Annotated in this window: 22 protein-coding genes; 14 read left to right on the top strand and 8 right to left on the bottom strand. The window is 45.3% G+C overall.

What is annotated here, in order from left to right:
- The first annotated feature begins 165 nt into the window (after positions 1–165).
- Positions 166–1,176, top strand: a complete 1,011-nt coding sequence (locus tag MHN09_RS03380) for a 5'-methylthioadenosine/S-adenosylhomocysteine nucleosidase (protein WP_239239123.1) — start codon at positions 166–168, stop codon at positions 1,174–1,176.
- Positions 1,177–1,370: 194 nt separating this feature from the next.
- On the opposite strand, the gene MHN09_RS03385 is transcribed toward MHN09_RS03380, so the two are convergent.
- Positions 1,371–1,814 (bottom strand): DUF2721 domain-containing protein, encoded by a 444-nt coding sequence (locus MHN09_RS03385; RefSeq protein WP_014951195.1) that lies wholly within the window; start codon positions 1,812–1,814, stop codon positions 1,371–1,373.
- Positions 1,815–2,131: 317 nt separating this feature from the next.
- Between MHN09_RS03385 and MHN09_RS03390 the strand changes: the two genes are divergently transcribed.
- Together MHN09_RS03390 and MHN09_RS03395 are read left to right on the top strand one after the other, a co-directional pair.
- Positions 2,132–4,201 carry a TonB-dependent receptor gene (locus tag MHN09_RS03390; RefSeq protein ID WP_239239126.1) on the top strand — a complete coding sequence of 690 codons (2,070 nt, stop codon included), beginning with the start codon at positions 2,132–2,134 and terminating at the stop codon, positions 4,199–4,201.
- 185 nt (positions 4,202–4,386) lie between these two features.
- Positions 4,387–5,679, top strand: a complete 1,293-nt coding sequence (locus tag MHN09_RS03395; RefSeq protein ID WP_014951193.1) for an NAD(P)/FAD-dependent oxidoreductase — start codon at positions 4,387–4,389, stop codon at positions 5,677–5,679.
- Between the two features lie 76 nt (positions 5,680–5,755).
- On the opposite strand, the gene MHN09_RS03400 is transcribed toward MHN09_RS03395, so the two are convergent.
- Both MHN09_RS03400 and MHN09_RS03405 read right to left on the bottom strand, forming a co-directional pair.
- A complete protein-coding gene (locus MHN09_RS03400) occupies positions 5,756–6,322 on the bottom strand; it encodes a YceI family protein (RefSeq protein ID WP_014951192.1) in 567 nt (188 codons plus the stop codon).
- Between the two features lie 22 nt (positions 6,323–6,344).
- On the bottom strand, positions 6,345–6,872 hold the full coding sequence (locus MHN09_RS03405; RefSeq protein WP_014951191.1) for a cytochrome b: 528 nt from the start codon (positions 6,870–6,872) through the stop codon (positions 6,345–6,347).
- 461 nt (positions 6,873–7,333) lie between these two features.
- Between MHN09_RS03405 and MHN09_RS03410 the strand changes: the two genes are divergently transcribed.
- The 4 genes from MHN09_RS03410 (at position 7,334) to MHN09_RS03425 (ending at position 9,259) form a co-directional block, all read left to right on the top strand.
- Complete coding sequence (locus MHN09_RS03410; protein WP_014977718.1) at positions 7,334–7,567, top strand: hypothetical protein; 234 nt, start codon at positions 7,334–7,336, stop codon at positions 7,565–7,567.
- A 43-nt stretch (positions 7,568–7,610) separates the two neighbouring features.
- Positions 7,611–8,174, top strand: coding sequence for a CBS domain-containing protein (locus MHN09_RS03415; protein WP_039221649.1), 564 nt, complete (start codon positions 7,611–7,613; stop codon positions 8,172–8,174).
- A gap of 130 nt (positions 8,175–8,304) precedes the next feature.
- Positions 8,305–8,751 (top strand): hypothetical protein, encoded by a 447-nt coding sequence (locus MHN09_RS03420; protein ID WP_239239129.1) that lies wholly within the window; start codon positions 8,305–8,307, stop codon positions 8,749–8,751.
- A gap of 73 nt (positions 8,752–8,824) precedes the next feature.
- A complete protein-coding gene (locus MHN09_RS03425; RefSeq protein WP_101566306.1) occupies positions 8,825–9,259 on the top strand; it encodes a hypothetical protein in 435 nt (144 codons plus the stop codon).
- 9 nt (positions 9,260–9,268) lie between these two features.
- Here MHN09_RS03425 and MHN09_RS03430 read toward each other — a convergent pair whose 3' ends face one another.
- Positions 9,269–10,198 (bottom strand): alpha/beta hydrolase, encoded by a 930-nt coding sequence (locus MHN09_RS03430; protein ID WP_239239131.1) that lies wholly within the window; start codon positions 10,196–10,198, stop codon positions 9,269–9,271.
- Between the two features lie 145 nt (positions 10,199–10,343).
- On the opposite strand from MHN09_RS03430, the gene arfB reads away from it, so the two are divergent.
- From arfB to MHN09_RS03450, 4 genes are all read left to right on the top strand, one after another.
- Entirely contained in the window at positions 10,344–10,760 is a 417-nt protein-coding gene (arfB, locus tag MHN09_RS03435; RefSeq protein WP_014951185.1) for an alternative ribosome rescue aminoacyl-tRNA hydrolase ArfB, read from the top strand.
- 126 nt (positions 10,761–10,886) lie between these two features.
- On the top strand, positions 10,887–11,564 hold the full coding sequence (locus MHN09_RS03440) for a hypothetical protein (RefSeq protein ID WP_039229119.1): 678 nt from the start codon (positions 10,887–10,889) through the stop codon (positions 11,562–11,564).
- A gap of 123 nt (positions 11,565–11,687) precedes the next feature.
- Complete coding sequence (locus MHN09_RS03445; RefSeq protein ID WP_239239133.1) at positions 11,688–12,719, top strand: hypothetical protein; 1,032 nt, start codon at positions 11,688–11,690, stop codon at positions 12,717–12,719.
- 249 nt (positions 12,720–12,968) lie between these two features.
- Entirely contained in the window at positions 12,969–13,988 is a 1,020-nt protein-coding gene (locus MHN09_RS03450; RefSeq protein ID WP_239239134.1) for an outer membrane beta-barrel protein, read from the top strand.
- Positions 13,989–14,029: 41 nt separating this feature from the next.
- Here MHN09_RS03450 and MHN09_RS03455 read toward each other — a convergent pair whose 3' ends face one another.
- Positions 14,030–15,406, bottom strand: a complete 1,377-nt coding sequence (locus MHN09_RS03455) for a S8 family serine peptidase (protein WP_239239136.1) — start codon at positions 15,404–15,406, stop codon at positions 14,030–14,032.
- A gap of 350 nt (positions 15,407–15,756) precedes the next feature.
- Between MHN09_RS03455 and MHN09_RS03460 the strand changes: the two genes are divergently transcribed.
- From MHN09_RS03460 to MHN09_RS03470, 3 genes are read left to right on the top strand one after another with little or no spacing between them, the layout of a single operon-like run.
- On the top strand, positions 15,757–16,254 hold the full coding sequence (locus tag MHN09_RS03460; protein ID WP_039229337.1) for an RNA polymerase sigma factor: 498 nt from the start codon (positions 15,757–15,759) through the stop codon (positions 16,252–16,254).
- A complete protein-coding gene (locus tag MHN09_RS03465; protein WP_239239138.1) occupies positions 16,251–17,105 on the top strand; it encodes a DVU3141 family protein in 855 nt (284 codons plus the stop codon). The genes MHN09_RS03460 and MHN09_RS03465 overlap by 4 nt, the downstream gene beginning before the upstream one ends.
- Entirely contained in the window at positions 17,095–17,616 is a 522-nt protein-coding gene (locus tag MHN09_RS03470; protein WP_014951178.1) for a hypothetical protein, read from the top strand. The genes MHN09_RS03465 and MHN09_RS03470 overlap by 11 nt, the downstream gene beginning before the upstream one ends.
- 157 nt (positions 17,617–17,773) lie before the next feature.
- Here the strand turns inward: MHN09_RS03470 and MHN09_RS03475 are convergent, their stop codons facing one another.
- The 3 genes from MHN09_RS03475 to MHN09_RS03485 all read right to left on the bottom strand — a co-directional run bounded on the left by MHN09_RS03475 (position 17,774) and on the right by MHN09_RS03485 (position 20,651).
- A complete protein-coding gene (locus MHN09_RS03475) occupies positions 17,774–17,965 on the bottom strand; it encodes a CsbD family protein (protein ID WP_014951177.1) in 192 nt (63 codons plus the stop codon).
- A 201-nt stretch (positions 17,966–18,166) separates the two neighbouring features.
- Positions 18,167–18,940 (bottom strand): siderophore-interacting protein, encoded by a 774-nt coding sequence (locus MHN09_RS03480; RefSeq protein WP_239239139.1) that lies wholly within the window; start codon positions 18,938–18,940, stop codon positions 18,167–18,169.
- A 496-nt stretch (positions 18,941–19,436) separates the two neighbouring features.
- Positions 19,437–20,651, bottom strand: coding sequence for an MFS transporter (locus tag MHN09_RS03485; protein WP_187446376.1), 1,215 nt, complete (start codon positions 20,649–20,651; stop codon positions 19,437–19,439).
- Positions 20,652–21,113: the final 462 nt, after the last annotated feature.

Consider the following 21,113-nt stretch of genomic DNA (forward strand, 5'->3'; position numbering starts at 1 on the left):
ATGCATTCTCTTCGCATTTGTAGCTAAAAGTAATTTTAGGGCTCACCTTGTTTTAAAGATGTTTTCTTTATGTTTTTAAATGGTAAATTATTGAAATCCAGCGTTTCTTTGCCCGATTAAAGTGCTAGTTTAATTATTCACTAACTATGCAGCTGAGAATCGCGAATGAAACAGTTTACTTTGATGATTATTGTTCTGCTCTCCACCTCGTGGATGGGCGGTTGTACTTCTACTAAAACGTCCGATGGCGCTTCATACGGGCCCGCCGCGTTCTCACAGCCTGCGTTTACTGCTGTTACCGTAGCCTACGCACCCGAAATGCAGGGTATCCTTAATCGTATTGAGCAAGATCCCAATGCATCCATTCACACAACCACAACCATCAAAGGCGTTACGTATCGCCTAGGTACCTATCACGACGAGCCAATATTAATATTCGCTACTGGAATGAGCATTGCAAACGCTGCTATGACTATGCAGATGGCGTTGGATTACTTTCCGGTTAAGCAAGTGGTTTACATGGGGATTGCGGGAGCGGTTAACCCAAAATGGCAACCGGGTGACGTCATTGTTCCGGCGCGTTGGTACTACCATGATGAGAGTGTGTATACCAATGAAGATCCGAATGCTCCGGGGGAATACATACTGCCTGAATATTATGCAAAGTTCATTGAAGAGCAAGATGAACGCCGCGCTAAAGATCCTCACACACCAAAATATAAGCCCTTTCACTTCATTCATCCTGACGAAGTGCTTATTGTGAAAGAGGGGATAGATAAACCACAAGACACCGCCTATTTCAGCGCGACACCGCGTCTTTTAACTGCGGCGAAACAAGCTATGAGCACTATGCCAACGCAGCGCGTGCTTGGAGAGCGGGATGCCGAGCTCTTTGTAGGCGGAAATGGTATTACCGGGTCTGTCTTTATGGATAACCGCGAGTATCGAAAGTGGACAAGAGACGTGTTCAATGCCGAAGTAACTGAGATGGAGTCAGCCGCAATAGGTCAAGTATGTACCGTTAACGACGTTGACTGGATTATTGTTCGAGCTATTAGTGATTTGGCTGGCGGTCAAGAAGGCGTTAACGTAGAGAACAAGTACGACGATGAAGTGTCGCGAATTGGCGCTAACGTTCTGTTTTCTGTATTAGATACACTCGCTGAGGACGAGTAGTCGATAGTATGGCAAACATTGAGGCAACGTTGCTTCTTTGCAAATGAATGTTAGCTTCAAAACTAAGCCAATCGCGACAGCCTAAAAATAAGTAGGCGGATAGAGAAGGTAAACATTACGCGCTATCCGCCTTTTTGGTGTGTCGCTGATGGGAACAATTGAACGCCAGCGAGCAAGCTGTTGTCGATACGTGGCTAGCGGATGGTTCTGACCATATTTATGGTATTTGTCGCAAGTTTTACTTCAACCAGAAAAACAATGAGCGCACTGATTAGAAACATCATAGCCAGTATGAACAATACGATGACTGGTGTTTTTAAATCGACAACCCATAGCGACCCAGAAAACAGCGCCATAATGACGGTACACACCATCAGTCCAGCGGCGACACATAGCCCAATCGCCCAGTTAATCACTTTTACCCTGCGCCATAGCACCTTAATTTCTTTTTTTGAGCGATCGACAATATGCGGATCTGAAAGGGTATGAATCTGTCTTTCTGCCACCCTGACCCTGTCGGATATTCGGCCCAGCCGAGATGACATAACATTGAGGAAGCCCGCAATACCGGTAAGTAAAAATACGGGGGCAACAGCGAATTCGATAAGCTGTGAAAGACTAGGAATAAGTGTGTCCAATGGTTCCTCCAGCGAACAAAGTTTGGTGTTCTTACTTCAGGCAAAGAGTGATTAACCCATTGCTGCAATCTACTAACGTACTGCCAGTCTATATGCGTTAGATACACGTAAATTAGAAATAGTGTATAAAACGAAGACTTATGTTGTGACAGTAAAGTCTGCGAACTGCAAAGTCTACGCCAACGCTTAAATCAGAGATATGACGTAATGGTCAAAATGCCGCAACAGTTTAGCGAGTTTTAACCCATTCTTGCCTAAATTAACGATACACTAGCATCAGTTGCTAAAAAAACATTTTGTCATCATAAGGATAGATAATGCGCTTTGCCCCAAGCTTTCCTCTGTCGTTGCTAGCTGTGTCTCTGCTATCGCATGCAGCCACTGCTCAACAAACCAATGAAATAGAAAGAATTGAAACCACGTCTTCTCGTATACAGGGAAATATGAATGCTTCCGGTTATGCAGTGTCGTCTATTTCAGAAGAAACGCTTTCGCTGCTTTCATTTCAACATATCCAAGAGTCGCTGAATTACATTGCGGGTGCTGGCGTACAGCGGGGCAATGGGCAAGAGTATTTACCTGCCCTTCGTTCGCCAGTGTTAACCGGCGCTGGAGCGTGCGGCGGAATTTTAGCAGCAGAAGACGGTATTGCGTTGCGCGCAGCAGGTTTTTGCAATATTAACGAGCTGTTTGAAGCACACGGTGAAATTGCACAGCGTATTGACGTGATAAAAGGCCCTGCGTCAGCGCTTTATGGCTCTAATGCGATACATGGTGTGATTAATGTGATTACCCCTGACACAACCCAAGGCGACGGGGAGCTTAGTCTTGACTATGGGTCTTATGGTTTTCATCGCGTAAAGCTTAAAGAAGGGAAAGACTTTGGTCATAGTGGCGTGGGTATCGCCGCCAGTGTTACCAGAGATACAGGATATCGAAATGAAGAGGGCGTTGACCAAGAAAAAGTCTCGCTTCGCCACAGGCTGGAGTGGGATAGCTCGGTTATCACGAGCGGCCTTACCTATACCCATTTAGACCAAGAAACTGCCGGCTACATTGAAGGGTTTGAAAGCTACAAAAATACACAAATAGCCAAAAGCAACCCAAACCCCGAAGCCTTTCGAAAAGCAGAAAGTTTTAGACTATGGAGCAAGTTCGATACAAGCTTTAGCGGTGGTCATGCACTGTCGATTACACCTTACTTACGCGACCAGGACATGCGTTTCCGAATGCATTTTCTTCCAGGCAAACCCCTTGAAACGAATGCCCAAAAAGGCGTTGGTGTGCTGTCTCAGTTCAATTACGTCTTCAATGACAGCTTAAATGCGGATATAGGGCTAGACGTAGAATACACCGAAGGTGAATTAACCCAGTCACAAGACAGCGCCACAGAAGGGTCAGCCTTTTTGGTTGAAACCATTCCTGCAGGTAAACATTATGATTACGATGTAGATGCCACGCTATTTGCGCCTTTCTTTACCTTTAATTGGCAAGCTGAGCGTTGGGCTATTTCTGTCGGCGGGCGCTTTGAGTCTATGCAATACGACTACACCAACAATATGAATGTTGGTCGTGTTCGCGAGGATGGCACGCAGTGCGGTTTTGGCGGCTGCAGATATTCCAGACCAGCAGACAGCGAAAATGATTTTGATAACTTTAGTCCGAAGCTTTCACTTCGTTATCAACTTAACCCTCAAACCCAGTTATTTGGCGGCATCGCAAGAGGCTATCGCGCGCCTCAGGCAACAGAGCTGTATCGTTTGCAGCGTGCACAAACTGTTACTGATCTTGACTCGGTAACGGCCGATAATATCGAGATGGGCGTTACAGGTACACTATTTGACGGCAGCTATACGCTTAGCCTTTACAGCCTACAAAAAGATAATGTGATCTACCGCGACAGCGACTTTTTCAACGTAAGCAACGGCGAAACGTGGCATAGAGGCGTAGAGCTTACTTTTGACCAACCGTTAAGTGATGTACTGCGCTTAGATTTTGCTGGTACATACGCAAAGCATACCTACGAGCACAGTCAGCTCTCAGGTGAACAAGACATTAAAGGTAATGATATTGATACTGCGCCAAAGCTTCAGTTTAACGCTCGTTTAAGCTTTGAGATGTCGAGCAAGGTACAAACGCAGCTAGAGTGGCAGCATGTTTCGAGCTATTTCACCGACGCTGAAAATCTCAACGAGTACGAGGGGCATGACTTGGTACATGCGCGTGTACGCTACAGCGTGAACGAAGACGTTACATTGTATGCGCGGGTTAACAACGTATTTGATACGGACTACGCTGAACGCGCAGACTTTACTAGCTTCACAGGCCCTCGATATTTTCCTGGGCGGCCTCGAAACTTCATGATAACGGCATCGTTCACGTTATAGCTTCAAATAAGCAGCCGTAATAGATAATTATTAATCTTGAAAATACAGACTATTGCCGTGATTTGCTTGTACCGCAGCGGCATCAGGCGTAGTCTGTAGGCATCAGCATGGGTCTCAGTCACGCCATGTATAGCGCTTGGAAAGGTCAGGCGACATACGTGGAATGATTGTTAATAGGTATACCCATGCAAAAAATAGTAATTGTTGGTGGCGGTGCTGGTGGTCTTGAATTAGCCAGTCGCTTAAGCCGCACCCTCGGGAGAAAGAAACAAGCCGAAATTACCCTCGTCGACCGCAGTCGAACCCATATCTGGAAGCCGCTATTACACGAAGTGGCCGCCGGTGTAATTGATAAGCATTCAGACGGTGTGGACTACGCCATCCACGCTGCAGCTCACCACTACCGCTTTCAATTAGGTGAAATGTGCTCGCTTAACGCGCAAGCGCAAACCATAACCTTGTCGCCTTTAATCGATGAAGAAGGGACTCAGGTTTTGCCTGAACGCGAGATTCATTATGACCAGTTAGTGCTGGCGGTTGGCAGCGTGAGTAACGACTTTGGCACACCTGGCGTTGCTGAGCATTGCTACTTTCTTGACTCGTTAAAGCAAGCTGAACGTTTTCACAGAGCGCTTCTTAATCAGCTAATCCGCATCAATCAGCAAGAAGATAAAGACGCCAGAATTGATGTCGCTATTGTCGGGGCAGGAGCAACAGGTACTGAGCTAGCCGCTCAACTTCACCATGTGGCGAATTTGTCCAAGGCGTACGGAATGCCAGACATGTCAGCTTCTCGTCTTAAGATTACGATCGTAGAAGCGGGAGAGCGTATATTGCCTGCGCTACCTGAGCGTATAGCAAACTCTGCAAGAAAAGCGCTGCATAAGTTGGGCGTAGACATTAAAGAGCAAACCATGGTGGCAGAAGCCGACGCGAAAGGGCTGATCACAAAAGACGGTGGTCGGATTGACGCTGATTTAATGGTGTGGGCTGCGGGGGTGAAAGCACCGGACTTCATAACAAAGCTTGCGCTTTTTGAAACGAACAGAGCCAATCAAATTCTTGTTGATAAGCAGCTTCGCAGTTCATCTCATAAGAATATTTGGGTGCTAGGCGATTGCTGCGGTTTCCAGCAGGAAAATGGGAAGTGGGTGCCGCCTCGAGCGCAGTCTGCCCACCAAATGGCGGATATTGTTGCGCATAATATAACGTCGTTATTTAATCAAAAAGACACGAAAGATTTTACTTACAAGGACTATGGATCCTTGGTTCACTTAAGTAAATACAGCACTGTTGGAAGCTTAATGGGATCACTGTCAAACAGCAGTATGTTCATTGAAGGGCGTCTAGCTAAGTTGGTTTACGTTTCTTTGTATAATATGCACCAGTTTGCAGTACACGGAAAAATTAAAGGTGCTCTAAAGCTCCTTGTGAAGAAGTTAAGTCAGGCCATCAGCCCTAAGCTGAAGCTTCACTAACCACATGTAAAAAAAGCCCCATGTTTGGGGCTTTCTTAAATCATAAATTTAGTTTGCTGGGACTAAATGTAAATAGCTATTGTTTCACGCCTTCAACGTGAAGCTCTAATTCTACCGTTTGCGACGCTGGGCCTAAATCATAGTCGATGCCATAATCTTTAAGTGCAATCGTCGTTGTGCCCATAAAGCCTGCACGATAGCCGCCCCATGGGTCTTTGCCTTCGCCAATCTTTTTGGCTTCAATTGTAATAGGCTTTGTTACACCATGAAGCGTGAAGTCACCCATTACATCCATCATGCCATTGCCTTTATCGACAATTTTTGTGCTGACAAACTTCGCCTCTGGAAAGTCGTCAACGTTTAAGAAATCGTCGCTCTTAAGGTGCTTGTCACGCTCTGCGTGGTTTGAGTCGATACTGTCGGTATCGATAGTCACCATAATTTTTGCTGCACTAGGTGCTGCGTCGTCGTAACTAAAAGTACCTTTAAAATCGTTGAAGCGACCAGTAAGCCACGAGTAGCCCAAGTGTTGAATTTTAAAGTTGATAGACGCGTGGGCGCCTTTGCTATCAATCACATAATCTGCGGCGTTAGCGGTGCTTAAAGACAGCGCAGCGGCCAGGGCAAGTGTTAACTTCTTCATCATTTCTCCTTTCTTCTCAATATCATCGAAGCCGTAACATCTGCTTCAGTGTGTCATCGTTACTAATAAAGTGGTGTTTCAGTGCAGCCAGCGCGTGAATGATCGCCAATACAATCACCGACCACGCAATATAAAAATGGGCCTCTCCTGCAATGTCTTCTTGATTTTCAAAGAACTCGCCCATTGCAGGTACAGAAAACCAATTAAATACGTCGATGCTTCTTCCATCGGCCGTTGAAATTAAATAGCCGCTCGCGAATAGCATGATAATCAAGGTGTACAGAAGCCCATGACCTATGCGACTTAACCTTTTTTCTAACGGGGTGCCATGTGACGGCGGCCGTGAAGTAACAACGCGCGTGACTAAGCGAATAACAGTGATGGCAAGCAAAATTAATCCAACACTCTTGTGCCAATGCGGTGCCGTCTTATACCAGTCGCTGTAATATGTGAGGTCGACCATCCACAGCCCTGAAGCAAACATGCCGACAATGGCAATGGCAGATATCCAATGCAAAATAACTATAGGTCTGGACCATCTTGGTTTCATATCACTTCCGTTATTACTTACTTGCAATCAGGTTGTTTAGACCTTCAGTTAATCGCGTTATCTCAACCTCTAAATGACCGCTGAAAAAACACCTCATGGATCAATTGAATCTAGTGTATTTCTAATTACGTTGGCTAAACATCACATTTAATGGGAGTGTTCGTTCTTGTTTTTAGAACGAATTCACAGCAAACAACCCACCAAACCTGAGTCGCGACACGATTAGTTTTCGAAGACGCGTCGTTTAATGGTCGATAAAATGCGCTAAACACCTCTATTAAACGCGCTAAATACTCTTATAGTTTAAATAGGCAGTAACAAAAGTGGCTGCTTTGCTTCAATGTTGTTTAGTTCAGTAGAGGTTGTACGCTTTGCGCGTTTCGTACGTTTTGTTGGCCGTTATTCTGCCAGCGTTATTTTCATCACTAGTATCCGTCTCCGTATTGGGAGAGGGAAGAAGTGTGCAAAATATTGCGGGGCAGTCGAACAGTGCAAATACGCTCTCAACCCTCATTAGCGAATGGGAAAGCTCCGCTTTTGAAGTATCTGACGACGACATTGATGATGGCATTTCGTTTGTCGACATCACCAGCGGCTTGGAAAAATACCGGTTTTCGGCTGGAAAAACGATTGATGCAAAAGCCTTTACTAGGCAGCGCGATAACATCATTCGAGGGCCACCTTCTTTCACTTAATCATTAAAAAACTGAATTTTTTATTTTTGATTAGGAGAAAGGTATGCACGCCTTAAATCTATATAAAACCGAAGCTATCGATACATTGGCATGGCCGGTTGTTGAAAACACCATTACTGTAAAATCATCTGCTATGGCGGTCTTCACTGACTTTAAGCAGCACTTACCACACGTTATTGATGCTCGAACTCCAGCGACGAAAATAGAGTCGATTATGCGTCAGTCTCATGTTCGTATGATGCTGGTGGTAAACAGTGAGAACCGTTTCATTGGTATTGTGACCAGTCACGATGTCGGTGAACAGCAAATCATTCAGCGTGTGAGCGAGCTTAAGGTTAAGCGAGAAGAGCTCACTGTTCATGATTTCATGCGTCCTAAAACCTCGCTCATGTCGTTCGATTTCAGTGAGCTAATACGTTCATCAGTGGGGGACGTGATAGAAACACTCAAAGACTACGGGCAGCACCATTGCCTTGTCATGGACAGAGACAGCCATGAAATTCGTGGCGTAATCAGCGTGAGTGACATTGCTAGAGAGCTGCGTTTGCCGCTTGATATACAGGGCCGCCCTACGTTTGCTGAGCTGATCAACATTCTTGCCGCTTAATTTTCAATTTTCTCAATACTGAACCATACTTTGACTACGTGTTGTTTCAAAACAACTCGTAGTCAAAGGCATATATCGCCTTAACGGTATTTGCTAGCTTAATATTTTATCGAAGTAGTTAGGTGGTTATATGCAGTATGCTCATGGCGAATTTATTATTACACGCTGTGGTGATGCGGTGCTAACGCAAGCTTATGGGCCTTGGAACAGAGAGTGTGTAAATAGCTTTGCCAGTGAGTATCGCACGCTTTCCGAGTGCTTACATGGGAAAGCTTGGTGCGATATTGTTAGTGTTGTTGGCGAATCACTACTCATTCCTGATGCTGAAGCGCTGCTTCACGAACGTGTGGCTTCGGTAAATCCCATAGGGCTCACTCATGTGGCATTAGTGATGGGAGAGTCAAGCGTTCGAGCAACCACGCAGGCGCAACTTAAACGCGTGTATCGCGATACCAATATTGATTATGTTTTTGTGAATTCCATAGAAGATGCTGTTGATTGGTTGTCTTCAAAAGGATTTTCCGTCGATAAAGATGGCATCGATTTGCATCGTGAGAAAGTAGCAATGAAGCTGTAGATAAAACTTGGTACGCATTTCGCAATGTTTCATAACATCTGTATAACATTGTTCGATGAAACGAGGCGATATTATGAATAGATCACTATTTCCTACCAGCGTTGTTACGAAAGCCTTCACTTGGGCATACCAGGAACTCGGTTTAAATATCAAGCAAGCTTCTGAAATATTGGGTATTTCTCCATCTTCTTTGGCGCAGACTACGCTACTTGGGTTTGAGAGTGGCACATCAGAGTACAGAAAGCAGCTCGCTTTTATTCGTATGTATCATTTACTCATTTCATTGTCAGATGGGGACAGTGAGCAAATGAAGGCGTGGTTTAGCAGTTACAATATAACGCTGGGCGCGACCCCTTTTGAAATGTGCAAAGCGTATGACGGCATTGAGAGAGTCGCCGATCAGCTTCGCAAACTGAAGCAGTCGACTTGTGGTCGAGAGCGCACACTCGCCGTTGTTGAGTTTTCTCATAAAGATCACGTTGAAAAGGCAGGTGCAAGGCTTCACTAAGTCACTTATTTAAGCGCTTTCGTCAATCGATATTATAAAGTCGGCGCACGCTTGCACCTGAGTAACGGGGATCATGTGGCCAGCGCCAGAAATAATTTTGTGTACCGCACTTCCTATTGCCTTTGTTACTGCGGTGATGTGCTCGTCGGGCCTCAAGATAGTATCTTTTTCACCATACAATACCCCAACAGGGCATTGAATCTCTTCATAACGAGTTTGCTGACGGTGCAGACTGCCCTGCGCAGATACTGTATCTCTGCTACCTTCATAAAAGCTTCGAGAGTGAAGCGCTAACAAACCACCGCCTTCAGTTGAAAAGGACGGGGGGACAGGTTCGGGGTGAAAAATTTGTGCGACTTGTTTTCTACCTAACTTTGCACGCAGTGGACTGGCAATGGTTTTTGCAACACTGCTGCGTACCCATTCATTGGGTATGTAAAGCACCGAAAGAGGCCCGGCACCACCTTTTAGTGGTGTAGTTAACGGGCATAGAAGCGAAACCGATTTTATTTTGTCAGGTGCATCGATTGCCATCCTCAGTGCAATTCCTCCTCCCATTGAATGCCCAGCGATGCTCGCACTACCTATTCCCTCTTTTTGCATCCACTCGAGTATCATTTTACTTTGCTGCTCGAAGCTGGCGGATGTGTTTTTGTAGCGGCTCGAAAATCCGCTGCCTGGACGATCAACGGTATAGACCGTGTAGCGGGAAGCGAGGGTTTTTGCTAATTCGCTAAAATTGTTACTATTGCCAAGTAAACCATGAATCAGCACAAGCGCCGGACCGTTTCCTTGCTTTTGCCAGTGAATAATTCCACCATCAACAGGCGTAAGTTTTCCTGATGGTGTGAATGAAGCTTCGATATTGCTGTCCATTTTGGCGGTAAACCAAATAAGCGCTACAAAGATACAAATAATAATGAGCAATGCGATGATCATGTTTTATGTCCAAAATAAGGATAAAAAACAACCTATCGGTTAACGCAAAAATGGTCAAGTAAGCAGTAGTGATAGTGACTTATAGATGCATGCCGCTAGTGCTGCAACGTTAACGTGGTTACGCCATGACGTATTAGGATTTGAGATGGAATTAATAATAACCCCTTCTATCGCGATAGATGAAAGCGAAGCTGAATTGCAAGCTATTCGAGCACAAGGTAGCGGTGGGCAGAATGTGAACAAAGTAAGTAGCGCCATACATTTACGCTTCGACATAAATGGATCATCGCTGCCTGAAAAGCTGAAAGAAAAGCTACTTCAGCTTAAAGATAGTCGCGTAACCAACGACGGTGTTTTTGTGCTTAAAGCGCAAAATTATCGAACGCAAGAACAAAACAGAGAAGATGCGCTAGCGCGACTTGTTGCATGGATAAAGGCTGCGACAATTGAACAAAAACCGCGCATAAAAACAAAGGTGAGCCGTGCGGCAAAAGCACGTCGTGTAGATGTAAAAAAACAACAAGGTGCTAAAAAATCTATGCGTAAGAAAGTGGAATTTTAAACAAAACTAATCTAAAGTATAAAGCCTTATAGATGTCATTTCGCAAGACAACGGAAAATTCTTACAATAATAAATGAATGTGTCTTGTGCTTATGCTAATTATTGGAACTTAGGGAAGCATACAAAGTGACGCGTTCGAACGTTATTCCTATGGTGCTATTTGCAGCCATAGTGGTTTCGCTTGGGATTAATACACCGCAAGCCGCAAACGAGATTATTGCTCGTTTGTTCAACAAATCTATTTCTAATACTGAACTACAGCCTTCACAGGCTGATGTTGACCGTTTTCAGTCTATTTTAACTGACAAGTCTGAGAAAGAAGTACGAGCTATTTTAGCTCAGCGTGCACTTGGTAATAAAATTACCGAGTCTGTTCTTTCAGATTTTGCCGATAAAAATGCGATAGAGCCAAATGAAAGCGAAATTCAATCTGCGTATTCTGTAATAAAATTATGGACCGTTGATTTGGACAGCGATGGCGCCTATCAAGATGAAGAGCTAGAGCGTTATCGTTTGGCAATGGCGGAAGGCATGGCAAAAAGCTGGAAAGTATCGAAAGCCCTTTACGAAGCGTACGGCGGAGATGTGGTTTTTCAACAGGATAACCCGTTAACACCAGTAGGAGCTTATCAAAAACTGTTTGAACAGTATCGCGAAAAGGGTGAGTTTGTTATTTACGACCCTGCTTTCAAAGCTGCGTTTTGGAGTTCAGTTAAAATGAAATATGCCAAAACTTACGACCCAGATAATATAGATTTTTCACTTCCCTGGTGGGAAAAGAGCATGACTGCTTCAGAAAAATAGTTCGAAAAGCCCTGTTTTTACAGGGCTTTTTTAATTCTTTTAAAAAAATCAAACTCAGTGCGGAATAAAAACTTTTCTTCAATCGTTATCTCAGTGTCCTTTATGAAAAACGGAGATAAACGGATGAAAAAGTTAAATACTGCAATTGCACTGGCTTTAGGTATCGCGTCAACGTCTGTGTTGGCTCAAGAAACCACGTTCTCTGCTAACACATCAGCTAATGCGTCGACTTCTGCATCACTTTCACTAACAAGCGGTGCTACTACACAGTCTGCAAATCAGGTTAATACACAGACTTCTGCCGAAGGCGAAGCATCTACGCAGAGCCAAATGTCCACCGAGAGCTCAGCCGATACCGGTGAACAATTATCCGCAAATCAAACAAGCAACGATCTATCTGCCGATCAGGCAGTGAGTCAAGTTTCTGCAACATCAGATATGGCGAACTCGATAACTTCGCCAGTGGCAGGCGCACTGACAAGTAGTGTATCTGGGTCATTATCTGTACTGTCATCAGCGTCTGGAAATGCACAACAAGTCGATGGAGCAGAAAGTGAAGCAGAAAGTATAGCGCAGACAGCGCCAAGCTTGGCATTGAACCAAATCGGTTCACTAGCAAACAATGGCGCGGAAAATACCGCAGGAGGTTCGCTAGCTGGCAGTGTAAGTGGTGCACTAAACAATACTGCAGAAACAGCAGCAGGTAGTACCTTATCGAACACGGCTGACAGCACGGCTGCAGGCACCATCGAAAGTGCGGTAAACGGCGGCGTAGCCAATACAGCAGCCAGCACCGTAGCAAGCTCAGTGACCAGTTCTGTAACCGGAACGATTGGCACCGCTGTCGAAGGAACGATTACTGACACTGTAGGAAATACGGTAGAAGGCACGGTAGAAGGCACGGTAGCAAGTACGGTGGATAGCTCTGTAGAAGGCGCAGTTTCAAATACAGTCGACCAAACTGTGTCAGCAACAGTCGCAAATACGGTAGGAAATACGGTAGAAGGTACGGTAGAAGGCACGGTAGCAAATACGGTGGATAGCACCGTAGCAAGCACGGTAAATAATACCGTGGCGAGTTCGGTTGAAAGCGCCGTAACAAGCACTGTAAACGACAACGTAGCTTCAAGTATTTCAGGTGCGCTTGGCCTTTAATATAAAGGCCTAAACCACTAGGTGGGCGTAGAGCAATCTTGAGCTAGCACGTTAAATAGCCACCTTAAAGTCTGAGTGCGGCTTGTCTAAATAGAAAGGCAAGCCGCTATTTAAGGTCTAGGCTGCAGGTGCGAATACACTGCCTCGCTATCGTGCATTCCTTAAAGCGAGCACCTCAAGTCAAATCTCACGTCTCTCCTTAAAAACAGCAATCGCGAAGTTTCACTTTCTCTGTGGTAGGTAACAACAATGAATACGCAAATACTTCAACACTCATCAACAACAAACAACCTTATTCGTGGCGGCCGCAAATGCCTATCGCTGTCCGTGGCAGCTGTTTTACTCGGTAGTAGCGCTGCTAATGCGGGCTCTGACAGTCACTCGCACAATGATGAAGATGCGAATCATACAAACGCAAAACACCAAACGATTTCATTCTCAGGGTCTGGCTATTTAGGGTACCGCTCTGATAGCAATGTGAGCGTTAGCGAGCTCGATACGAATTCAGATGTGGCCGACGACGCGGTACAGTCAGAAACTCAGCTAAAGGTGGTGGTGAAGCCCACAGCGAAATGGGAAAATGTACTGTCGGTAAGTCAGGCGAATACCAACTATCAAACGCTAAGCGAGTTCGATCTTGGCCTTACCACACTGTCCGCTAGCACCAGCTATGCGTTTGACTTCGCCAAACTAGGAGCGCACTACTATCACGCTAGCGCTGAGCTAGACGGGCGTGACTTCCTCACCTATCAACAATCTGGATTATCTGTCGGAAAATTGTTGGGGCAGCGCACTTACTTGCGTGTTAGTAGCGACCTTATCGATAAACAATTCGAGAACACGCCTGAAGGTGCGCCAATTCGGGATAGTGAAGCAGCTGCTGTGCGCAGTGACCTATTTTACTTCTTCGAAGGGGAAGACTTCTTCCAAATCGCACTTAAATATCAAAATGAAGATGCCCAAAATAATGTGTTCGATTACACCGGTATTGGGATGGATCTAGCGTACACCTATCCTCTAGCGGTGTTTAGTAAACCCTTGAAGCTCACGGTTGCCTATCAATTAGATGTAAGAGATTACGCCTCAGAACAAGATGGAGGTATAGGCAGGGAAGACGACAGACACGTTGTTGAGATGAGTGCCGATTACGCCATTCACAACAATGTTGATATTAAACTGTCTACGCAATATGGAGACTTTGCTTCTAGTGTCGATGGCGCAAATTATCAAGAAACCATTGCTGAGTTAGGCATTAACGTTCATTTTTAGTGGGCGTTAATATAAATTCTATAGTGAACAGCACGCTTAATTTAAGGCAGCACACCAAAACCGAATACGCTGTCTCGTCCGGGAGCCCCTGCATCTAAAGCTAGCTGCTGAAGTTTCAACAAGGCAGCGTTCCTTTCTTGTTTTTCGCGCAAAAAGCATGCATACAAAGCGGTGGCGCGCGGTGAAGCCATAGAGGTTCCCGTTTGCCTGATCGTTTTTCCATTAGGATGTGCGGCATCTACCGATACGCCAAACGCAGCAAAATCAACGTAATCCCCTTGGTTTGCCCACCGGTAAATTACATTAGATTTATCAACGGCCGTAATGCCCAATGTTTCTGTATAAGCCGCGGGGTACAAGGGTAAAGAGGCTGGTCCCTCGTTGCCCACCGCAGCAATGATTTGAATACCGCTCTTATCCAATTGATTTATGACCCGCGCTAAAATAGGGTTGTCGGGACCTGCAAGGCTCATGTTTATGGCGTCTACCTGCTGTGATGCAAGATAGTTTAAACCTTCAATTAACGACATTAGCGTAGCGCCTTGGCTAACGCTATTACGCGAATAAAACACACTGGCGTTAAATACCTGGCTAGACTTCGGCAACGACGCCGCCAATAGGCTGGCTACTGCGGTACCGTGGTCTGACGAAAAGGCAACGTCAGTTTCGCTGCCCGCATTGCCATCTTGCTCCTGATTTCGATCTTGATTATGACCAACAATAAAAGACGCTTGCGTTAGATTAACGTGTGAGAGCAGTGGGTGATTGGACGCTACATGAGTATCAACCATTCCAATGCGCAGGGGGGTTGGACAGGTTTCCAGCTTTTCACTGCTTATCTCTTGAAAAGACCCGTTCGAAGTGGGCTTGGTCTGTGATAAATAAATATGATTTCGACCAATTTGAGACTGCAAATCATGGGGCAAACTGTTGCGAATAGACGACACATCATCCTCATCTCCTGTGACTTTAACTTTAAAAAGCCACTGAGAGAGCGCGGGCAAAAACTGAGCTTTTTGTATTTCAATATTGGCACCCTGAAAGTGTACTTTGTCGGCTTCTTCTCCTAGGAATAGCCACTCCTTTTCGACAGCCAGAAAGCCACTTTCAACCGTTACTTCATTAACAACGACCTGGCCTGAAGTCGATAAAATAGTGGTTGCTGCAGGAGCGATAAATTGGGGAGCAGGAATGTCGCCTAGTACGCCCGACGCCACTGTTGATAAGTCTCTGGCGCCTTCGATAGATGATTGCGCTTTTCGTCTTGCTTCCTCGCGAATGGCCTTTAGGTCGGAGGAGGTTCGATCAATTATCGGACGCACGGGAGACACCACTTGATTCAATGTTCCTGCTAGTTGGGCTTGTGATATTGGTGCCGCAATCAAACTCAAAATCGCCACAATGAGTGTGTACTTCATTTTACTACCTTTACGTTAACGTTGGGGCAGATCGGTGCCTAAGGAAGGAATGGCATAAATTGTGCCATAGCCTCTATTAGAAGCCTGTGGTCCATTGTGCACAAACGTTGTTCTAAATGTGCGTTAAAGGCGAACAGGCATTTACCACTACCTTACAGTGTAGTGACGATTAGACAGAAGAAAAATTCCAATGCGACCCTTTAGACTGTTAAACATTCGCCTTGTCTAGATGGCTCATAGACCGCTGCAATACAGTGCAGTAAAAAATAGGTCTGAGTACGTGGAATAAAAACAAGAGTGGCTCGTTAACAGGGTAGAGATAACGGGAAACCTCACAAAGGTACATGAAAATGAAAGATGAGTTGACTGAACTCGTCCCGTCATTGCGAAAGTTTGCATATTCGTTGACGGGTAACATGCATGATGCTGATGATTTACTTCAGAACACGCTTGAACGGCTATTGAGTAAACCGCTTCCTGAGCAAGTTACATTAATGGCTTGGGCATTTAGAGTGTGCCGCAACTGTTGGATAGACGAATACAGAGCGAAGAAAGTTAGAACCAATGCGACTGATGCCCTTTCCTATGAAGCGCAATCGGCGAATAGCTGTAACGACATAGATGACGCTATAACGCAGACAATTACGCTTAAACAAGTCTCAAGCGCTATGGATGAGTTACCCTGTGAGCAAAGAGAAACCCTTTCTTTGGTTGCTGTACAAGGGATGAGTTACGCGGATGCTTCTGAAGTGTTGCAGGTACCGACGGGCACTATTATGAGCCGTCTTGCTAGAGCGAGAGCAAAAATATCAAACTTACTAAATGGTCAAAACGAGGTGCTATCGTGATCTTAACTGACGAAAAACTCTCAGCATTTTTAGATGGAGAGTTAGATACCGCTGAGATGGATCTGGTTCGTGAAGCGATAGCACACGATGTTACCGTCTCTGACCGACTCGCCGCACTTGCAGAAGTGGATAGAGTTGTGAAAGTTGCTGCAGAAAAAGCGACAGCAGTGGCGCTGCCTAAAGAAATCGTGGCACTTTTGAGTGATGAAATACCGTTAAGCCAGGCAAGCGACGTACAGGCATCTGATGCAAGCTTAGCCAGCGTAAGCGCTGCAAATCAAAGCTCCGTAAATCAAAGCTCTGCGGAAAACGTTAAGCCGTTTCCAAAGAAAGCGAATTCAACTAATAGTGCGCCACATAAACAAACGAAGTGGAAGGGGCCTTTTGCAATAGCTGCGAGTGTGGCGGTATTAGCGGGCTTAGTGTTCTTTAATCAACAGGGCGCTGAAACAACGCAGCCTTCTCATTGGGCGAGAGTATCATCGGTACTCGACAGTAACCTAACTGGCGAAGCAACAACCTTTGATTCAGGCGTGACGGTTACGCCGCAGTTGTCTTTCGTAAATACGGAGTTTAACTACTGTAGACAGGCTGAAGTCGCATCGAAAGATGAACTAAATGTAATGATTGCTTGTAAAGATAAGCAAGGTGCGTGGCAGCTTGCAGCTAGCAAATTGGACGAGCTAGGTGAGAATGCAGGTCAATATCAAACCGCCACTAGCGCTAAAGTAATGGAAGAAGAGTTAGACAAAATGATGGCGTCTGCGCCATTAAACCGAGAGCAAGAGAAAAACGCAATTGAAGCAACTTGGCTAGCTGATAAGGCCGAAGGAGTAAATGATGAAAACTAAAATTATGTTAGTACTTGCGATATTAATTATGGCGGGCTGCGCCAGTCAACCCGATTATAGACAGGCCAAAAAAGGCGGCTTTGGCTACACGGAAAGTAAGTTGAGTGATACCCAATACCGCGTGCATTTCAAAGCGAAGGGGTCTGATAAAGGCAAGGCGATGGATTACGCCATGCTCCGTGCTGCCGAGCTTACGTTATTAGAAGGTTACGACTGGTTTGTAGTGACTGACCGAGAGACCTTAGTAGATAAAGAGACTGTGCAAACCACACCTACCGCAGGCTTTAGCCAGCGATATGCACGGGTTACCGAGTGCGGTGTGCTCACTTGCAGAACGTCCTACCACCCTACTACCCAATTCGAAACCGGTGTGTTTGTAGGGGGCTCTCAGCAAAGTGAGATCGAAAGTATCTTGAGTATTGAGATAGGCAAAGGTACGCGTCCAACGTCGGCAACGAGCTTTGACGCAAGAGAAGTTCGCGATAACTTACAGCCTAAGACGGAAGAGTGATAAAAAATCAAAGGGCATAACCTCCTTTGACTACGACACAAATAAAAAGGGCCGCTGCATTATGCAGCGGCCCTTTTAGTAGCAGTAAAGATTAACAACATAGTGATACCAGATTGTTATACTGCCAGTGTCTTAATTCATATATTGGAGACGGCGATTAATTAAAATAACCATCGACCTCTTTTTCAGCTTCGTCACGGCTTTTGCCATAAGCTTGTTGAATCTTACCTACTAGTTCTTCACGTCGACCGTCAATTACATCTAGGTCGTCATCGGTAAGTTTGCCCCACTTTTGCTGCACCTTACCTTTCATTTCTTTCCAATTACCTTCAATACGATCACTGTTCATAACTTGCTCTCCTTATCCAAACAATTGGTTGAAAAAACTGGCGGAATAATTGGCCAGTTATTTTCTTAGCAGCAAATGCTGTTCCATTGTGTAGGTGCATGAAAGTATTGAATTTATTGTTTATGAAAATTCTACCGTACAGTTGGTTTTTATGCAGAATTTACAAGTTCTTGCAAAGCCTACAGGAAGCATAATCATCAACTAGGCCAATGTTTTAGCATACGCTTCACTGTCCTGCCTTTTTTCTATTTTATGTTGATCTTCGCTGCGGCCTTTCTTCCAGTAGCTGCTAATGTAAATATTCTCGTGCGCCACGGATTTTTCGTCCTTGAGCCATGCCCGAATCGCCCGCATATCAGAAAATTCACACGCCACCCAAACTGTGGGGTTTCCGTCGAGCCAAGTTAACTGGTCAAGGCGGGAAGGTAAAGATTGCTCATGTTCCCATATCACCGTTACTCCTTCGGGCTTCTTAAGTGTAACCGCATCCTTTTCGTCTTCAATTTTAATCACGGCGTAGCCTTTGGTTTGCACAGGAAGCTCGGCGAGGTGATTTCTAATACTAGGAAGCGCTGTCATGTCGCCAGCCAACAATATCCAATCATATTGCTCGCTGAGTCCCTTACTAGAACCAGGCCCTGCGAGCGTGATGATGTCGCCAGGCTTTGTACTTGTCGCCCATGCCGACGCAGGGCCAGTTTTACCACCATCGGCATGGATAACCATATCCAGAACCATTTCAGGCTTCTCTGCGTCAAAGTGCGCAACCGTATAGGTGCGCATTGCCACTTGGCTCGTATTTGTGGGGCGTTTCAGCGGGTTTCCTTCTAGGTCGAACATAAGTTTAATGTACGCACCTGCAGTAACCGAGGGAAAGGTAAGAAGGTCTTCCCCACTAAGGTGTACACGCTGCATATTTGGGGTAATTCGGACTGATTGGGTGACAATAGCTCTGCGAGGTTGCGGTTTAGACATTAGCTTACTCCTGTGATCTTGAGTAGCTATTCTATTTGGAAGTAATTCTCATTTCCATTTCTAAAGGTGAAATGATCAGGATTGTTTAGTTCTATTTTTTAGATTAACTGACCGGTCTTGAGAGAAACTAATACAAATAAAATAGATAGGTGTACGTTGGATTAGCACTATAACAATAAGCGAGGAATACGCACTGGAAAAGGAAAGATTAGAGCAAAAGAAAAGGGGCTAAAAAGCCCCTTAAAAAACCACAACATAACTTGGAAAACACATTTACACACCACAAAGACGCACACTCAACGACTTCATGTATAAGTTAAGATAGCCTAATTATAAAAAGGTTCCGCTTTTTTAAAAATAAAAGGTAAAAAAATAAATACCTTTGAAATAGGCGTATTCCTGTCACCTGTCACCTGTCAGGCTGGCATTAATTCGCTAAGGCCTGTTTAGCTTTGATGACGAATTGGGCCAAATGTATAGCAACGGTTAACAGGCCCTAGCCAACGTGTCTAATTCTTTTCAATGTTATGTAGACGACGCACGTGGTTGCTGCGATTAGCACTGACGCTATAGCGAACGGAAGCGCGATATCCAGTTGGTAAATGAAAGCTGCCAGTGGCGGACCTATTACGTAGCCCATGGCAGTAGTCGCTGTAATTAACCCAGTGATAGTGGCTTGTTGAGAGGGGGCGCAGTAGGTCGTTGCTGCAGCTGCCAAAGATGGGTAGGCCATTCCCATACCTAAACCCATTAATGTCATGGCCGCATAAAGCATAAATAACGAATGTTGAAGAAAGAGCAGCAAGTAGGCTAAGCCCAATAGCGGAAGCGCGATAGTGATCATCGCTTCTTTGCTTATTCGGCCTTTTTGTACCCACCCAAATTGGGCTGTGAGAGACGCGGCAGCACTGACCATCATCGCGAAACCCACTTGCCGAGCAGCGTCTACGGGTGAATAGTCGTAAAAATCGATAAAAAAGAAACCCAGTGATTGCTGCATCATCGCCATTGCGCAAAATACACAAATACATGCAGCGACGAATACATAAGGTACTTTGCTAGGCGCTTGGTTATTGTCGCTAGTCTGCTGAGCGTTTTTTTGCTGAGACAAAGGCGGCAGAACAGGTAGCTTAAAATATACCAATGTAAGCGCCAGTAAGGTTAGCAACACGATGCTGTACAACGGTGCCAATAAGCCAAAACCGACTAAAAGCCCAGCGTAGGCGGGCCCCACAATTTGCCCTACGTTGCTTGCAGAGGTGACTTTGCTGATTGCACTTACTCTACTTTGGGGCGTACTGATGGCGACGGCGTAACCTACCGCAGATGGCGGAGTTGCAGACATAATGGTTGATTGCAGACTTCGGCTTATCAACAATGCCAAAAACAAATTGGTGCCGCTTATAATGCCAGAAAATCCTGCCATCCATGCACTAGCGAAGGCAAACGTGCCCAAGCTATAACCCGACAGACCAACCATTAAAATACGTTTGAAGCCCGCACGCTTAGCGACCTTGCTCCACACATTCGTACCGAACGCAAAGATAAGTGCAGAGCTAGACATAATAGTGGCAATGTGGAATTCAGAAAGGTTCGCCTGTCGCCCCATAGAAGGGAGTGTGGTAAGCATTACGCTTTGGCCAACAGACGTAGCGAGCAACGCACAAAAAAGAACTCTAAAAACGATAGTAGATGCAGACGGCGAAAGCACGCAGGTAGCCCTCAGGTAGCCCTTTTGGTAGGCGATAAAGAAACAACGCAATTTTATCACAAATGAAGATAAAAAAATGCCCGCCAAAGGCGGGCCAAAATCAGAGGTATGTAAAGGCCGGGATGGGCCTTTGAGGGGAGAGGGTAGTCGTCGGATGACAACTCACTAATAACATCGACGACATTACCAGTGTCCTCACTATGGTCTCGCTGAAGCAACACACACGTACATTCAACGAATCCAAATTGGGTCAACAATCCCTTGCTGCACGAGACATCACTGTCGGTGCTTGCGATGTAGGTACTCAGAGCTTGTTTGCAATCCTTATGAAACAAGTGCCTTGCATCCTGCGAGTTTAATTAGGTTGTCTTTTACCTAACCTCATCATCGACCAGCAATTTAACGAATCTTCTACAGGCATCCATTAGCTACAATACTGACACATCCGTTTTTCCTTGGTGA

The organism is Alteromonas sp. MmMcT2-5, assembly GCF_022348315.1.
Lineage (GTDB): Bacteria > Pseudomonadota > Gammaproteobacteria > Enterobacterales > Alteromonadaceae > Alteromonas > Alteromonas macleodii.

Coding starts and splice junctions, on each gene's coding strand:
- MHN09_RS03430 (WP_239239131.1), bottom strand. CDS start 10,198: ATGATCATCGCATTGCTCATTATTATTTGTATCTTTGTAGCGCTTATT.
- MHN09_RS03405 (WP_014951191.1), bottom strand. CDS start 6,872: ATGAAACCAAGATGGTCCAGACCTATAGTTATTTTGCATTGGATATCT.
- MHN09_RS03395 (WP_014951193.1), top strand. CDS start 4,387: ATGCAAAAAATAGTAATTGTTGGTGGCGGTGCTGGTGGTCTTGAATTA.
- MHN09_RS03460 (WP_039229337.1), top strand. CDS start 15,757: ATGAAAGATGAGTTGACTGAACTCGTCCCGTCATTGCGAAAGTTTGCA.
- arfB (WP_014951185.1), top strand. CDS start 10,344: ATGGAATTAATAATAACCCCTTCTATCGCGATAGATGAAAGCGAAGCT.
- MHN09_RS03420 (WP_239239129.1), top strand. CDS start 8,305: ATGCAGTATGCTCATGGCGAATTTATTATTACACGCTGTGGTGATGCG.
- MHN09_RS03480 (WP_239239139.1), bottom strand. CDS start 18,940: ATGTCTAAACCGCAACCTCGCAGAGCTATTGTCACCCAATCAGTCCGA.
- MHN09_RS03455 (WP_239239136.1), bottom strand. CDS start 15,406: ATGAAGTACACACTCATTGTGGCGATTTTGAGTTTGATTGCGGCACCA.
- MHN09_RS03445 (WP_239239133.1), top strand. CDS start 11,688: ATGAAAAAGTTAAATACTGCAATTGCACTGGCTTTAGGTATCGCGTCA.
- MHN09_RS03450 (WP_239239134.1), top strand. CDS start 12,969: ATGAATACGCAAATACTTCAACACTCATCAACAACAAACAACCTTATT.
- MHN09_RS03390 (WP_239239126.1), top strand. CDS start 2,132: ATGCGCTTTGCCCCAAGCTTTCCTCTGTCGTTGCTAGCTGTGTCTCTG.
- MHN09_RS03400 (WP_014951192.1), bottom strand. CDS start 6,322: ATGAAGAAGTTAACACTTGCCCTGGCCGCTGCGCTGTCTTTAAGCACC.
- MHN09_RS03475 (WP_014951177.1), bottom strand. CDS start 17,965: ATGAACAGTGATCGTATTGAAGGTAATTGGAAAGAAATGAAAGGTAAG.
- MHN09_RS03415 (WP_039221649.1), top strand. CDS start 7,611: ATGCACGCCTTAAATCTATATAAAACCGAAGCTATCGATACATTGGCA.
- MHN09_RS03380 (WP_239239123.1), top strand. CDS start 166: ATGAAACAGTTTACTTTGATGATTATTGTTCTGCTCTCCACCTCGTGG.
- MHN09_RS03425 (WP_101566306.1), top strand. CDS start 8,825: ATGAATAGATCACTATTTCCTACCAGCGTTGTTACGAAAGCCTTCACT.
- MHN09_RS03470 (WP_014951178.1), top strand. CDS start 17,095: ATGAAAACTAAAATTATGTTAGTACTTGCGATATTAATTATGGCGGGC.